Origin of the sequence: Flectobacillus sp. BAB-3569 (genome assembly GCF_002270355.1) — a bacterium.
GTDB classification, from domain to species: Bacteria; Bacteroidota; Bacteroidia; order Cytophagales; family Spirosomataceae; genus Flectobacillus; species Flectobacillus roseus.
The window spans coordinates 425,654-441,510 of record NZ_NJFZ01000003.1 but is presented as its reverse complement, the minus strand read 5'-3'; the positions used below and the strand labels follow the sequence as shown (position 1 = coordinate 441,510).

At 37.4% G+C, this 15,857-nt stretch carries 13 protein-coding genes and 1 pseudogene; 2 read left to right on the top strand and 12 right to left on the bottom strand.

Annotated elements, in window-relative coordinates; all coding sequences use genetic code 11:
• Positions 1-341 (top strand): annotated as a pseudogene (locus BWI92_RS27200) (hypothetical protein); the annotation flags it as partial.
• A gap of 74 nt (positions 342-415) precedes the next feature.
• Here the strand turns inward: BWI92_RS27200 and BWI92_RS02805 are convergent.
• The 7 genes from BWI92_RS02805 to BWI92_RS02775 all read right to left on the bottom strand — a co-directional run bounded on the left by BWI92_RS02805 (position 416) and on the right by BWI92_RS02775 (position 9,185).
• Positions 416-2,215 carry a T9SS type A sorting domain-containing protein gene (locus tag BWI92_RS02805; protein WP_095160603.1) on the bottom strand — a complete coding sequence of 600 codons (1,800 nt, stop codon included), beginning with the start codon at positions 2,213-2,215 and terminating at the stop codon, positions 416-418.
• Positions 2,216-2,316: 101 nt separating this feature from the next.
• Entirely contained in the window at positions 2,317-3,246 is a 930-nt protein-coding gene (locus tag BWI92_RS02800) for a sialate O-acetylesterase (protein ID WP_095160602.1), read from the bottom strand.
• A gap of 441 nt (positions 3,247-3,687) precedes the next feature.
• Positions 3,688-6,516 carry a T9SS type A sorting domain-containing protein gene (locus tag BWI92_RS02795; protein WP_095160601.1) on the bottom strand — a complete coding sequence of 943 codons (2,829 nt, stop codon included), beginning with the start codon at positions 6,514-6,516 and terminating at the stop codon, positions 3,688-3,690.
• A gap of 288 nt (positions 6,517-6,804) precedes the next feature.
• Positions 6,805-7,248 carry a 50S ribosomal protein L9 gene (gene rplI, locus BWI92_RS02790; protein ID WP_095160600.1) on the bottom strand — a complete coding sequence of 148 codons (444 nt, stop codon included), beginning with the start codon at positions 7,246-7,248 and terminating at the stop codon, positions 6,805-6,807.
• An 87-nt stretch (positions 7,249-7,335) separates the two neighbouring features.
• The gene (gene rpsR, locus BWI92_RS02785) at positions 7,336-7,587 is read right to left on the bottom strand and encodes a 30S ribosomal protein S18 (RefSeq protein ID WP_095160599.1); all 252 of its coding nucleotides are present in this window, start codon (positions 7,585-7,587) and stop codon (positions 7,336-7,338) included.
• 65 nt (positions 7,588-7,652) lie between these two features.
• Positions 7,653-8,015, bottom strand: a complete 363-nt coding sequence (rpsF, locus tag BWI92_RS02780; RefSeq protein WP_095160617.1) for a 30S ribosomal protein S6 — start codon at positions 8,013-8,015, stop codon at positions 7,653-7,655.
• Between the two features lie 201 nt (positions 8,016-8,216).
• Entirely contained in the window at positions 8,217-9,185 is a 969-nt protein-coding gene (locus BWI92_RS02775; protein WP_095160598.1) for a hypothetical protein, read from the bottom strand.
• Between the two features lie 217 nt (positions 9,186-9,402).
• Here BWI92_RS02775 and BWI92_RS02770 point away from each other — a divergent pair, with 217 nt between their 5' ends.
• On the top strand, positions 9,403-10,068 hold the full coding sequence (locus tag BWI92_RS02770) for a YggS family pyridoxal phosphate-dependent enzyme (protein ID WP_095160597.1): 666 nt from the start codon (positions 9,403-9,405) through the stop codon (positions 10,066-10,068).
• Between the two features lie 105 nt (positions 10,069-10,173).
• Here the strand turns inward: BWI92_RS02770 and BWI92_RS02765 are convergent, their stop codons facing one another.
• The 5 genes from BWI92_RS02765 to BWI92_RS02745 all read right to left on the bottom strand — a co-directional run bounded on the left by BWI92_RS02765 (position 10,174) and on the right by BWI92_RS02745 (position 14,935).
• Positions 10,174-10,890: a peptidylprolyl isomerase gene (locus BWI92_RS02765; protein WP_095160596.1), complete on the bottom strand. Its 717-nt coding sequence runs from the start codon at positions 10,888-10,890 to the stop codon at positions 10,174-10,176.
• Between the two features lie 67 nt (positions 10,891-10,957).
• Complete coding sequence (hemC, locus tag BWI92_RS02760; protein ID WP_095160595.1) at positions 10,958-11,884, bottom strand: hydroxymethylbilane synthase; 927 nt, start codon at positions 11,882-11,884, stop codon at positions 10,958-10,960.
• Positions 11,885-11,944: 60 nt separating this feature from the next.
• A complete protein-coding gene (gene holB / locus BWI92_RS02755; RefSeq protein ID WP_095160594.1) occupies positions 11,945-13,069 on the bottom strand; it encodes a DNA polymerase III subunit delta' in 1,125 nt (374 codons plus the stop codon).
• Positions 13,070-13,166: 97 nt separating this feature from the next.
• Positions 13,167-14,345 (bottom strand): GlmU family protein, encoded by a 1,179-nt coding sequence (locus BWI92_RS02750; RefSeq protein ID WP_095160593.1) that lies wholly within the window; start codon positions 14,343-14,345, stop codon positions 13,167-13,169.
• A 344-nt stretch (positions 14,346-14,689) separates the two neighbouring features.
• Positions 14,690-14,935: a type B 50S ribosomal protein L31 gene (locus BWI92_RS02745; RefSeq protein WP_095160592.1), complete on the bottom strand. Its 246-nt coding sequence runs from the start codon at positions 14,933-14,935 to the stop codon at positions 14,690-14,692.
• Positions 14,936-15,857: the final 922 nt, after the last annotated feature.

Below are 15,857 nucleotides of genomic sequence, written 5' to 3'. Positions count from 1 at the left end.
CTGTAGAATCAGCTAAGGATGCTTGGGAAATATGTCATAGCTACATGCACCGATGGAATATCGAACAGGCGTTTAGATTCGCCAAAACTGAGCTAGCTATTGAATCTCCTAGGTTATGGTTCTTCGAAAATACCCTCAAACTATTAGCCATCGTCTCACTTATTTACGACTTCTTGATGAAACTCATCAGGAATTGGCCATCTATTATCAAGATAATCATCAATCAATTTGCTCATAGAACAGGAAATCGGTGCCAAAATGCTTTGACACCGATTTATCGATTGAGAACGGCCATCCAAAACATGCTATGGTGCTACTTCGCACAACAAAATTCGGGATGACTCATGTTTGATGAAAACTTAGAGAATAACCCCAATCTTAAAATTCGGGATGGGTCATATAAACCTAACTATAACTAGCGATTGATTTGCACATGTTTGGTTGCTGTAAAGTTTTCATTTCTAATTCTTATCAGATATGGACCTTCTGGCAACTGTGTTAAATTAATATCCTTTTTAGTTTCAAAAGTAGCTATATCAGAAGCATAAACAAGCGAACCACGATTGGTATACACTTCGACTTTAAGATTTGCCCATGGATAGCGAGTATCTAATGTAAATGCACCATTACTTGGGTTTGGATATACCGCAAATCCTCCATCCTCATATAACTGTATATTTTTTCTATCGGAAATAGGAGAAAGACAAAACTTAGTACCGTAGCTCTGCGTTGAATAAAGCTTCTTGGCTGTCACCTGAATATCGCCAGAGTCACTCAATTTTATTTGACTAGTCGAACCATTCAATTGTGTTCCATTCCAAGTCCAGATATATTGTTCTGTTTGAGGGTTGGCAACTCCGATAGAATAAGGGCTGTAACGTACAATTTCATCTACCGAAACTTTTGCAGGAGTAGGTTTTACTGCTACATAAATTGGCGAAGAAAGCGCCGAATTACAGTTATTATTATCTGTTTGGAAAGCTCTAAATGTTCCAGATATAGTAACATTAAGGTTTTGTACAAGATACTGGCTTGTTTTTCCCCCTTGCACTGCCACCCAAGTAGGATAGTTTCCATTGGCTAAAGCCATTTGAAGAACAGTATTATCACCATCACAGAAAACGGTATCCTTGCTCCACGAAGTAGTTGGAGTTGCAGGAATTTGGTTTACTTTAATCGTTAATGGAGAAGAACTCAAAGAGAAACAACCTTTAGCATCTACAGTCTGTACGGTATAATTTCCGCTTTGACGAACATTGAGTGTTCTCGTTGTAGTACCTGTATTCCATTTATAACTTACAGCTCCTGTATTCGAAGAAATCAAATCAACACTTGTATCTGAGCAAAAGGTTGTTGGTCCATTTGGAACAATATTAGGCGTAACTGGTAAGGGATTTACCTTTACCACAACCGCATTAGAGGCAAATGAAGAGCAACCTTCTGAGTTAATCGTTTGAACAGTATAAGACCCTGACTGATTTACAGAAATCGCTGCGGAAGTTGAGCCTGTAGACCAACGGTATGCCAAGTTTTGACCCGAAGATGTTAATGTTACCTGTGAATCCGCACAAAACTCTAAAGCACTATTCGCACTAATCGTTGGTTGCGCAGGAGAAGCTTTCATAAAAGTTGTCAATGGAGCAGACTGTGTCAAACATCCAGAATTGTCGACTGCTGTAACGGTATAATTTCCTGCACTGTTAAGAGCAATACTTTGTCCAGAGGCTCCAGTACTCCAACGAAACGCAACACCATTTGAAGCTGAAACAGTCAAACCATCATTCTGACATACACCAACAGTTCCTGATGGGTTTGTAGTAACGGTCTGTGGGGTCGTAGTTCTCACTAAAATAGGTGAAAATTGCATCACATTACCACGGCTATCGATCGCACGAGCGTAATAAGTACCATTAGAAAGTGTTACTTTTTGTTGAGTAGAGAAAATAGCACTTTCAAAATTAACGCTACGAGACCATTGATACTGATTATATCCCGATGGCATGGTCACATCTAAAGTATTATTTCCACAAGCAAAAGATAATTGAGGCTGTACTGTTGGTGCTTGTGGTACTGAATTCTGGAAAAAACTATCATTTAGAGAGTTACTCCATGCTTGGCCTAACTGTAATAGCCCGTCGCCATGGAAATGTAAACAATCTGACCTTCCTGGATTTTGGATATTATCTGTATAAGGCCCCAAAAATGCATTGGTCATACTTGAAGCTACTGTACGTTGTGCTGCCAGTACTGGCTCCCATGACTCAGACGCATTAGAAGGATTACAATTATTGGGCGCAACACTAGCAGAGGTTTGTGCTATAACCCAAGCGATATTTTTCCAAGTTGCTCTCTTGTTTTTGAGATAACAACTTGAAGCTTTGCTGTATAATCAGATTGAGATGTTCTAAATGGATAATTATCTGCCTCTCCTTGGCACCATAATATAGACCTTGCCCCTAATAAAGGAACAAAATACTGTAATACTGATTCTAATCCGCTATAAGGTAACCGATTGGGATAATACCCTCCAAGGTATATATTTGAAGCACTACCACCTATAGAGGAAACAAACCATGATTCTATTGAAGTACCATTAAAACCTGCATTTAGGAAAAGAATAGGTACATTAAGCTTTGCAGCTAATAAATCTCCAAGTTTTCCCCAACAATACGCACCTTTTCCTCTAGGGGCAATATATGTATTGGCACTTAGTTGCGTAAAGGGGCTCAATGTGGCATAAGAGGTTCCTCCATTTATTTGGTCATTGGCATTACCAAAGGTATTTACTCTATCATCCTGAGCGCCTTGTTGCCCCATGTTAAACAAACCTTCGGCGTTGGACTGACCTGCAATAATAAATACCTCTCCCACCCCAAACCTATCAATGGACGCAATATTTCCTACTACGTTATTATTGAGTACACCTCTGATTTCCATTCGATACCATCCTTGATTAATGGTCATCGAACTTGAAAACCCTCCATTCGTAGGAAAATCTTTTAGGGTTTTCCAATCACTCCATTCCCCGGGATTGCCTTGACCTGCGTTGATAGCAATTAATCTGGCCTCAATTCTATCTACTTGCTGCTCGTATGTACCCGAAACAGTAATTGTGGCCACACCAGCATTATTACGTTGATAAACAGCGCGGTTTAGTGGCGAAGTAATGGAAAACTGCCCTAAACTTACACTAATACTTCCCAATAAAATAACTATGATACCTAATAATTTTCTCAAAAAAAGCATAAATCTACATTCAGTTTTTATTCATTCCAAAATCTACTGAGGCTTTGTAATACTTGTTTATTATAAAAGTTAATACACGGATAATTGTACTATTTCTAAACAAAAATCCTGCAAAGAAATTGCTTATCTGGCATATTCCTATCCTAGCATTACTCAAACTTAGTAACTGGTACAGAACATTTATAAACAAACATCATTTTATAGAAGATTTAAACTAATCTTCTATAAAATGATGTTTGAGATTGGTAATAAATAACTTTAGGGATTCGTACTGCATTCTGTAGTATATTTTCAATAATCAATACCTACACCACATTACTAATTATAATTTTACCCACATTAGGTATTAAGCTACAGGCAAAACGTATTAAAAGGTTTCTTTGAAAACCAATTTGCTGGGTGCCCATAGCTCTATAATGCAATTGTCTTTTACATTAATACTTAACGCGTAATTATGAGCTGTTTAGTCAAACGATAGCTTTGAGAATCTACTCTTAGCAAATAAGTACCAGTTGGTAAATTACTCAAATCTAAAACTCTACGGCTATTAAAATCAAATTTTTCAGAGACATACACCTCTATGCCCGCCATGGTATATACTTTTAAAACAACACCTTCCAAGTTAAATTTACTATCAACACTAAATACTCCACTTGTTGGATTTGGGTAGATAGAAATCCCTTTGTCATCAGGAAACTTAAATTCTGCTGTCTCTAAGGTAGAGCTAGATTTGGTATCAAAATAAGTAACTAAAGATGTTTCTGGAGATAAACATACCAATGGGGAAGCTGAAGCCAAAATAGGATATCTTCTCTTTGACTGTAATGTATAAACACCTTCAGTTATAGCGCGAATTAAGGTATCTTTTGTAGCAAGTGCTTGTCCACTCAAACTCCAAGTATACTCATCAACTGGTTGTGTGGAGCGTGCTGCCAATAAATATGGTCCTACTCTGTAAATAACTGGGGATACAGGCTTAGCTTTACGAACAGCCCAAATACCGTTTGAAGGTTTAGAATAACACCCTTTAGCATCTACCACATACCCTTTTACTAATGCTGTGGTTGAAATATCAATGGCAGAAGCATTTTCTCCGCTCAAAGTAGCATTTCTTTCCCAGTTAAATGCCACATAATTGGCATTCGCTGGAGTCAATGTTAGACGAGTCTTAGACCCTTCACAAAATACAGTATCCGAAGTAGCTCTAATGGTTGGGCTCGTAGGCAAAGGATTCACAACTGTAGGTACACCACTCGATGGCGCCGAATAACATCCGTTAGATCCTAAGGTACGAACAGTAAAGGTTCCTGCTGTTCTGATATCTACATCTTGTGTTGTTAGTCCATTACTCCAAAGGTATCCTATGGCACCTACATTTGACGAACTCAATTTAGCACTTTGACCATCACAAAACTCAGTTGAGCTTTTCAATGAAATAGTCGGTTGTACAGGTCTTGGTTTCGAAACTATTGTTACTCCATTTGACAATGGTGATAAACATGCATTTTGATCGATAATACGAACAGAGTAAGTACCATTAGTACCTATATTAAATGTTTTTGTTCTTGCTACAATAGTATTAGAATTACTGGCAACCCATTCATATAAAGCCCCATCTGATGAAGTTAACCCAACGGTTGTCCCTTCACAATAATTCAAATCAGCATTAGCAGAAACAGTCGGTGCAGCAGGAGGAGTGTTTGCATTTACAGTGAATGATGGAATTTGAATAATGTTACCATTGGGTTTAGTAATTTTGGCAAAGTAAGTACCCGGACCAACTGTAACATCTTTGGTATTTCCCATAATTTCATAGTTACTACTCACCCATTGATAGGCAGAATATCCAGCAGGTAAACTCAAGCCAAGCTTTTGATTTGAAATACAAGTAAGATTCACTGCAGGAATAGTATCAGCCATAATTGGGGCATTCAAATCAAAGAAATTTCTAGAATCATTACTACTCACTGGACTAGTTAAAGAATTAATCCAAGAATTAGCAGCCTCATCTAAACCTGAACCTGTGAAGTGAACACATTGATCTCTATCTCCAATTTTATCAACTTGGATATTATCTGTAAAAGGTCCAGGGAAAATAGGAGAAAATGACTGGTCTGCAATCGCAAGGTTTTGAGCACGAACAATAACAGGAGACGGTTTAGGAGGCAAAGCTCCAGCAACGCCACAATTAAGTACACCAGAGTAAGAGGTTCTAGCAACTACCCAAGTTAAGTTATCATTTCCTAAATCTTGACGGGTTCTAGTAATCAATCGTTTCAAGTTATCTAAATAACTTGCCTCTGTTACAGGTAAAGGCTTTTGTTGAGAAAGCGGCAACGTAGCATTTTGTTGCTCCACTGAAAGATTTAGGAGATTTTGAGTTTCTCCTTCCATCCACAAAATGGCTCTAATACCCATGTTAATTCCATAGTATCCCAATACTGCTTTTAGGTTAGCATAAGGGTAACCAGGCATATATCTGTTTATATTACCTGAATCAAATTGAAAATCACTCGGTGCACCAACAGTTGGATTTTCAGCACTTTCACGCCATACTCGTACAGAAGCACCACCCCAAGCTACATTAAAAAATACAATAGGAACATTTAATTTTGCTGCAAGTGCATCTCCTACCTTTCCCCAATAATAAGGACCAATACCCAAAGGACCAATCGTTACATCTTTAGATAGTTGAGAAAATTCAATAATAGAAAATGCATCGGTAGTTGTAGTAACAAAACTCTTATTTTTAGAGTCAAAATTCTTAATATAGGAAGCGGAGGTACCGTATCCGGGGTCATTAATAAAGTTTGCACAGTTGACACGGTCATCTGAAGATGCAGTCTCATTTGTCGATCTCAAGCCACTACCACCAGCGTTGGACTGCCCTGCAATTACAAACACCTCCCCAACACCTACGCGTTCAATACGGCTTACATTACCAACAACAGCTCCACGAAGTAAACCTCTTACTTCCATCGAATACCATCCTCCTGTTAAAGTTACGGTTCCTTTAAAAAGTCCTCCTCTTGGATTTGTTTTAAAAACAGTCCAATCAAGTGCCGTTCCTTGTCCAGTTTTTACAGGGATAAATCTAACTTGAAGCTCATCTACAGGTTGTGAATAACTTCCTACAATAGTAACAATAGCCTTATTAGCTAAATCTCTTTGAATTACTTGACGTTGTACAGGAGAGGTGATGGTAATCTGGCTTACTACAACATGGCTTATAAACCAGAAGCATAGTAGTAATGGTAATTTTTTAAGCATATCCACTTTAGATTAAAAATAATGGAGGGTTTGAGTCGAATGTTTATTTGAATTTCTATAAAGACATCCATAAAACGGATATTTGTTATATCCATTTTACTTAGACGGCATATTAGTCAATTTGGTTGCTCTAAGAATCAATAAAACTCACCTTTCTTTTATGATTTTATAGACAATATTCAAAAAACCAGTGTTTTAGAATAATCCAACAAAAATAAGAAAAGCATCCCAATACTGGGATGCTTTTCTTATTTTTCTACAAAATTCGAGTAGACAGCATCGTAATGATTAGTCAGCTACTACTGTGAATTTCACTTTATGTTTTACATCTTTGTGAAGGTCAAGAGTTGCAGCGTACTCACCTACAAACTTAACTTCAGAGTCCAAAGAGATTTTCTTACGATCTACTTCAAAACCTTTCTCCTTCAATGCTTCAGAAATTTGAAGAGTCGTAACACGACCAAAGATTTTACCACTTTCACCAACTTTAGCAGCGATTTCAAGTGCTAACTCTCCGATTGAGTCAGACAATGTCTGAGCATCTAACTTGATTTTCTCAAGTTTGTGAGCGATTTGTTTAATGTTCTCAGCAAGAATTTTCTTGTTTGATGGCGTTGCCATTACTGCGAAACCTTGCGGAATGAGATAGTTACGACCATAACCAGGCTTTACCGTAACAACGTCGTTTTTATAGCCAAGACCTGCGATGTCAGTCTTTAAGATGATTTCCATTTTTGTAAAAGATTTTTAGTCAATGATTGCAAAGACAATCCTAAACTTCTAACTCTAATTTTTTGCGTATCGACAACGCGACAATTACTATTTCAAACCGTCTGCTACGAATGGCATTAAAGCCAAGTGACGAGCACGTTTAACAGCTTGAGCTACTTTTCTTTGGTATTTCAAAGAAGTACCTGTAATACGACGAGGAAGAATTTTTCCTTGTTCGTTAACCAACTTCAATAAGAAGTCTGGGTTTTTGTAGTCGATATACTTGATGCCTGATTTTTTGAAACGGCAATATTTTTTGCGTACTACGCTTTTGTCAACTGGTTCGTTTACTAAAGTCATGATTTCTTAAGTTTAAGTTGTGAATCGTGTTTTTTAGAAATGCTAAAACATTTCAATTCAACAGCTTATTCAGCTTTCGCTTCTTGTTTTTTACCTACTAAACCTTTTCTCTTGCGGTCGTTGTATTCAATCGCATGTTTGTCAAGTACTGTTGTCAAGTAACGAATTACTTTCTCATCACGCTTGTATTCAAGTTCCAATTTAGCAACGATAGTTGGTGCTGCAGTGAACTCAAAAATTTGGTAAAATCCAGTGTTTTTGTTCTGAATAGGGTACGCCAGCTTACGAATTCCCCATGCTTCTTCGTTAACGATTTCTGCACCGTTATCGGTCAAAACTTTTTTGAATTTTTCAACGGCGTCCTTTGTCTGCTGTTCTGACAAAACGGGAGTTAAGATGAACACCGTTTCATAATTACGTAATTCCATAAAAATGATATATTTTATAAACTGTTTTTTAAAAGGATTGCAAAGGTAATTATTTTCAAACAATTATCAAAACTTTCTTATGAAAGTTTTGATAATCAAGCTAATATAAGCTAAAACAATAAGCGGTAGAAAATAGATATCAGGCCATTTACCTTCTAAAACCTATCTTCTACCGCTTATTATATTGATTTCAACGAAATCTTACTTCACTTCAAAAGTTCCTTCTCCTATCTTGAATCCTTCTGCGTACAACTCTATAACGTGTTTGCCTTCTTTGTAAGCCTGTCCACGACTATAGATAAATTCTACTGATTGATGCGAGTCATCATATACAATACGTTGTTTGGCTGTGTAAGTCAAATCACGACCATGATACCCAAAATTACCAGAACCTGTTGCCATATCTGCAACAGTACTGCCAGAAGGGTCAATGATTCTTAAATAAATCATTTTAGCCTCTTTATTAGTCAAAGGGTTTTCTTGTAAATAGAAGGTAATTCTGATTTTATCTACCTTTTTAGATTTATAAACACCTCCATCACTTTCTTTTCCTTTACTAGAAATAGCATAGACATTGATATTTTCGGCACGAAGCGCAGCGGCTTGCGTAACCTTATCAGATAGCTCTTTATTTTTGGCTTCCATTTCACGCTGACGAGCAGTGAAATTGTTAGCAGAGTCGAATAAGGCTTTTTGTGCTGAAGAAATACCTTCACGTAATAACTCCGCCTCACGGCTTAATGAATCATTCTGAGCAACCAAAATACCATTTTCTCTACGTAAACGATTGATTTCCTGTTCTTTTTGCCCTAATAATGCTTCGTACTTTTTAATCTTGACTTCATATTGCTTCATTGAAAAACCTTTATCTAGCTTTTCAAGTGCAAGTTTGTCTTCACTTAGTTGTTTTTTAGCTCGTTCCAACTCTCGCACATCTCCTCCTAAACGCTGTATCTCGGCAATTTTCATGTTGAGCTGATTAGCAATCGAGTCTAACTTTGTGTTGGCGGTCAATAACTCTTCTGCGTGCTCTAGTTTCAAATCCTCAATATCTTTGTTGTGTTGCCTCTCACGCAAATACAAATACCCCAAAGCAACAGTCAGTATGGCGAGTACTGCTACGGCTACTTTTAGTTTTTGTTCACTTTGTCGATTTGGATTATACTCCATTGTTATTTGATATTTATGAGTTTGATAATCTTTAATGAGCCATTACAAAAGCTCCTAAAAGTATAAAAAAAACGTTATATGAGCCTATTTAATTTTACAAAGCTAAGATATTACCGCAAAAACTAAAAGAACTTGTAGGGTATTACGACAAAGTAGTCAAATTTTACGCTTTCCATGCTTTATCTTTGTATCATATTGCTAAACAATCCTACTAAAGATGACTATTGCTCAAAATATAGCTGACATCAATACGCAACTTCAAGGAACTCAAGCGCACTTGATTGCTGTGACCAAAACCAAACCCGTAAGCGACTTAGAACAGGCTTATCAAGCTGGTTGTAAGGTATTTGGAGAAAATAAAGTTCAAGAAATGGTGTCTAAATGGGAAGTATTACCCAAAGATATCCAATGGCATCTTATTGGGCATTTACAATCTAATAAGGTAAAATATATAGCTCCATTCGTTAGTTTGATTCATTCGGTAGATTCGTTTAAACTATTACAAGAAATTAACAAGCAAGCCATTAAAAATGAACGGGTTATCGACTGTTTACTTCAAATCTATATTGCCCAAGAAGATACTAAATTTGGACTTTCCGAAGAAGAGGCCATTGAACTATTGGAATCTTCAGAATTAAAGGAGCTTCAGAATATCCGCTTGGTTGGTTTGATGGGAATGGCAAGTAATACCGATAATCAGGAGCAAATTAGAGCAGAATTTAAAAGCTTAAAACAGCTTTTTGACCGTATTGCAAGTACATATCAGTTACCCAATACGGCTTGGAAAGAGATTTCGATGGGAATGTCAGGAGACTTTTTGATTGCTGCCGAAGAAGGCTCAACCCTTGTACGAGTAGGCTCTGCTATCTTCGGACATAGATAATATTTAGTGAGTGGTGATTGAGTAAATGAGTGATTATTTCATATGAATTTTGCTTGGAAAAATAATCACTCAATCGCACACTCACTAAATTCAGAATGACTCCTATTACAACCAATCGGTATAACCATATTGAGCTGCAATCTTTTTCTTCTTTATCTTTTTACAAGAAATCTTCATGGCGATATCCTTCAATGGTCGATTATTGCTATCTCTTTTTTGTGTAGCCACCGAGTCTATCACCCAAAGGTTATCTAACACCTGTCCGAATACAGTGTAATTTCCATCCAAATGTGGCGTCCCTCCTATTGTTTTATAAACTTGCTGTTGCTCAGGTGTATAGGTACGTAATGGGCTTCTTTTCATTTGTTCTGCCAGTGTTTTGTCATCCCAAACTTTGCCCTGTACTACATAAAACTGACATCCTGAAGACGCTTTTTCTGGGTTATTATCTCTAGCAGCCGCGATTACTCCTTTTTTATGAAAGATATTGGGTAAAATTTCAGCTGGAACTCTATATCCTACATCGCCTTCGCCTAGCACGATTCCTTGTGCTGCTCCTTTCGACTTTGGGTCACCACCTTGAATCATAAATGTGTTGATAACTCGGTGGAAAAGTAAGCCATCATAGAATTTTTTATTGACTAATTTCAAAAAATTCTTTTTGTGCAAAGGTGTTGAGTTATACAAAATCCCATGCATATCTCCCCAAGGAGTACTAATAGTCAATAAATAATCTCTACGTTTTTTGAAGAATTGCGCCGATGTGACCTGACTAATTCCAAAACACAATAGACTTAATAACAACAATCGGTTTAGTTTCATATATAGCTCTAGTTTGTTGATGACGAATTAGAGGTATCTAAAAGACGAGATACTTTGCCTAATCGGTTTATAAATTTGCTTTTATCTCTTGCAAAATACGTCCTCCACCCAAATCTAAAATTTTCTCGGCCAAAGCAAAACCAACTTCCTCTGGATTTGAGCCTGAAAGAACCTCCTTGATAATTTCTTTTCCGTCCAAACTAATAATACCACCTGTCATAGAAATGGTATCTGTTTCGGCATCATATTGAGCCAAACCAAATACAGGAATACTACAACCACCTTGCAAACGCTTCAAAAATGCTCGTTCGGCCAATAATTGTTTTTCGGTATTAGGGTGATTCAACAAGCCTCTGATTTTTTCTTTGATGTCAGCATCCAAATTCACTGCGCACTCAATTGCCACTGAGCCTTGTCCTACAGCTGGCGTAAAAGTATCTGTGGTAATCAGTTGAGCAATATGCTCTTCGTATCCCATACGATGCACGCCCGCAAAGGCCAACAATAAGGCATCACAAACACCACTTTCGAGTTTGCCCATACGAGTTTGTAAATTACCACGCATATCTACGGTTTTGATATGTGGGTAAAAATGCTTGAGCATTGCCACACGACGAGTAGAGGATGTACCAACCACAAAAGGCTGTCCGCTTTCCAAGGCCAAGCTTTTGTCAAAACTGATCAAGACATCGTTGACTTTTTCGCGCTCCGAAAACGCAATAATTTCAAAGTTTTCACCTAAATCAGACTGCAAATCTTTGGCCGAGTGTTGGGCAATATGGATTTCACCTGAAAGAAGTTTTTCTTCTAGTTCTTCGGTAAAAACGCCTTTTGAGCCAATTTTTGATAAAGAACGATCCAAAATTTGGTCGCCTTTCGTTTCAATAATCACGATTTCGACAGGCAAACCGCCTGCTTCTAAAGTTTCTTTAACAAAATAGGCCTGCCATAAAGCTAATTTCGACCCTCTCGTTCCTAGTTTAATCGTTTGCATGCTGATATATAATTAGTATGTTGTGAATGATTAAGAGTATTTTCATCCACCAGAATTTCTTTATTTCTGTTTGAATAATTTGGCAATCAGTAAAGACAAATCCAAGTGCAGAATTTTGGCACGAGCATTTCTTTCGAGGTAATAATAGGTTTGTGAAAACTCTCCACTAATCAATTCTAAAGCACGCAAATTAACCGCTTTAGAAAAATTTTGGACAAAAGTTAACTCCTCGCCTTCTAGCCTCACGAGACTTTCGGCACCACTTTTCCACATCAGCAAATCTCTAAAGATATTCAGTCCGTACTCCATCATACCTTTTTGATCTTCTTTTGAAAAAGCGTCAAACTCATCGGCCAGTTTCACCAATGCAGCCACATCTGGTTTGTAAGCCATTCGCATCCAGTTGGCAAACCATTGGTGTTTTCCTTGTCCTTGATTTTTACTCAATGCCAAAGCTTTATTGAGATTGCCTTCCGACAAATATGCAATTTGCTTGGCACGCGAGCTTTCCACATGAGCCTTTTCAGCTAAATACGAAGTAATATCCTCATCCGAAAACTGAGGAACACTCACTCGTTGAGTCCTTGACAAAATAGTCGTCAACAACTTATTGGCATCGTTACAAACCAGTAGAAAAAGCGTTTTGGCTGGTGGTTCTTCAAGGATTTTCAGTAAAGCATTCGCAGAGCTTTGATTGAGCATTTCGGGTTGCCAAATCAACAAGATTTTATATTCTGCTTCAAATGCTTTTAAGGACAATTTTTGTATGATTTTTCTGGCTTCTTCGGCCGAAATATTGCCTTGTTTGTTTCCTTCTACACCTATATGTTCAAGCCAATTAGGCAATGCTCCATAAGGTTGTTCAGCCGTGAATTCACGCCAAAGAGGCAAATAGGCATCAGATTCTGCTTCTTTTACCTTTTTAGTTGTTGCTGTTGGAAAAATATGATAAAAGTCTGGGTGAACTAACTTGCGCATTTTAGCACAAGAAGCACAGCGTCCACAGGCATCGTCTGACTGTTTATCTTCGCAATTGATATAGGTTGCATACGCCCAAGCCAATGCCAAATTACCCGACCCCACTGGCCCATGAAACAACTGCGCATGCGCAACGTGATTGCTTTGCACCGAATGAATAAGGGTCTTTTTGATGGATGATAAACCGGGTATTTCTCTAAATAACATAACTTTTGAACTGGCTTTGAGCTATTGGGTAAAGCAAACAGCTTCACACTTTAAGACTTTCTATTTATTTTCCTGAAAGTATCTAAATAATCGAACCTTAGAATGCACTACGATGCGCCTCGGTTTGTTCAAATACTGCTTTCAGAATATTTTCTTCTATTCCTTCAAAAACACGCCCTCGGCGCTCTAATACTGCACGAGCCACTTGGTTGGCTTTGCGCAAATGGTAGGTTTTGAACCCTGCGCTACCGCCCCAAGCAAAGGATGGTATATGCTTTGGCTGGAAATCTGCACCAAAGATATTACAATTTATGCCAACCACCGTACCTGTGTTAAACATTGTATTGATACCACACTTAGAATGATCCCCCATAATGAGTCCTGCAAACTGCAACCCTGAATTTTCGAAACGGTTTGTGACATAACTCCAGAGTTCTACTTTCGAATAATCATTTTTCAGGTTTGAATTGTTGGTATCGGCTCCCCAGTTACACCACTCGGCAATAACCGAGTTTCCCATAAAACCTTCGTGCCCTTTATTGGAGTTTCCAAAAATCACCACATTACTTACTTCTCCACCTACTTTACAACCTGGTCCTATGGTAGTATTAGGGCGCATTTTGCCATCCAGATTTACGACAGAACCTTCCAATATCGCAAAAGGCCCTTGAATTTTGGCACCTTCCATAATGATTACACCTTTGCCAAGATAGATAGGCCCTTTTTCGGCGTTGAGCGTAGCAGCTTTGATATTAACACCCTCTTCCACAAAAATCTGCGATTCGTTATATACTGCCGTAAAGCGATCAGTAATAGGCTGAGAAGTGCGCCCATGCGTTATTCGAGCAAAATCCGCTTTAATTTGTTCTCCGTTAAGTAGAAATATATCGGTCAATTGGCGAATAATCGTCGCAGCGCCATCCCATTCGATTACCTCAATAGTATCAAGAGTATCAAGCAATGTGGCAGCGCGATAGGCCAAAGTAACACCCTCAAAACTTAAAAGTTGTCCTGAACTTAACCCTTGAATAGCTTCCAATAAGGCAGGATTGGGACAAACAGCCCCATTGATAAAGATATTATCTGATTGAAGTTGGAGTGGATACTTCTCTTGTAGATAATCTTGTGTGGCAAAAGAAACCGTATTATCGAGATAGCTTTGCCATTTTTCAGTAATAGTATCTATCCCAAAACGGATTTCGCTAACTGGTCGCACAAAAGTAAGAGGAAGCAAAATCGCTCTAATTGAGGAGTCATCAAATATGATATAATTCATCGGTATATATAAATTTGAATGGAATGAGTGTGTTGCACCGAATTTTTGCTGTGTTCTAGCAAACCTAAAAGATTCTTGGAGAGAATACTAAATTTTCCAATTAAATTAATGAGCTATCGACAATAACGATGTATTAAGAATAGCTCAATCTTATTCATAGTACTTTTCCAAGTTTCTCAAAAATTCAGTACTTTTTTTATAGTGTTTGATTTTGCCCCAAAAATACGCAATATATTACTTGTTAAAAATGTCTTTGGATTGATTTTTAAAAACAAAAGCCTCTTAGCACGAAACTAAGAGGCTTTTTGATACAACATATAAGCCATAAAGGCTTTGTTGTGAAATTATTTCTTCTGACCGAAACGTTTGTAGAATTTATCAACACGTCCAGCAGTATCAAGCAATACGTTTTTACCAGTATAGAATGGGTGAGATAAAGAAGAAACCTCTAGTTTGAATACTGGGTACGTTTCGCCTTCAAATTCTGTTGTTTCAGTAGTGTTAACGCAAGACTGAGTCAAAAATTTAAAGTCAGCAGACAAGTCATGGAAAACAACTGGTCTGTAATTTGGGTGAATGTCTTTTTTCATTTCTATTTTTTAGTTTTGAGACGATTCCCTGCCGTCTCGGTTAAATTGAAGCGTTTCGACAAGTCGTGGCTGGGAGGTTAGCGTTATCAGTAGGCCAATTATCTGAAGATAAGGCGATAACGTTTCACAAACAAGAGTCTCGAAACGGGACGCAAATTTACATTTTTTTTAGTGCTTTCAAAAACTTTTTTTCATGAAAATATTAATAGACAGCCGTTTACTCGCTAAAGATTTTTTTTGAAAAAAATATTGTAGTAATATTCCAAGTTGCACTTTGTCTAGTGAACTGATTATCTAAAGTTTGAGTTGTACATTATAAATAATCGCTAGAGATGGCCTTGCGAGAACTATTTTTTTTCATTGCGTTGGGTAGATAAAATTACTAACTTTGAAGAAGAGAGAGCCTCACAGAAAACCAAACATCTCCGCTCAGTTTGAGCTAACTATTGTTTATTATTAAATCATTTTGACTGGCAAGTTTCTCGATGCATCAGACTTAGACAGTTCAATAATGAACAATCTCATTAAAAAACGCCTACTCCAAATTTCCTTAGTTTGGTAAGTAGAGCATCTAGGCCATTTTACTGCTAATACATTAATAATCTGCAAATTAAAACAAGATTTGCAATTAGTAAAAGCTAATAAATTCGTAGCTTAGGTGGACAGCTACGCTAAATTTCAAATGTTCATCGTTTACAAAATATTTGATAGATACTATTATTATCTTTTAAGTTATCGTGTAGAATTAGTTTCAATTTATGTGTTTAGGCAACAGGCACAAGGCAAAGAGTGTTAAAATGTTTTTTAACAACAAAAGACAGACTTTTTTCCAAAGCCGTTACCTGAAAGCCCAAAGCACAATCTCAAATTTTATTTTACCCACGAACTTAAATAATCGTGTAAAATAAGATTTAATCAATTG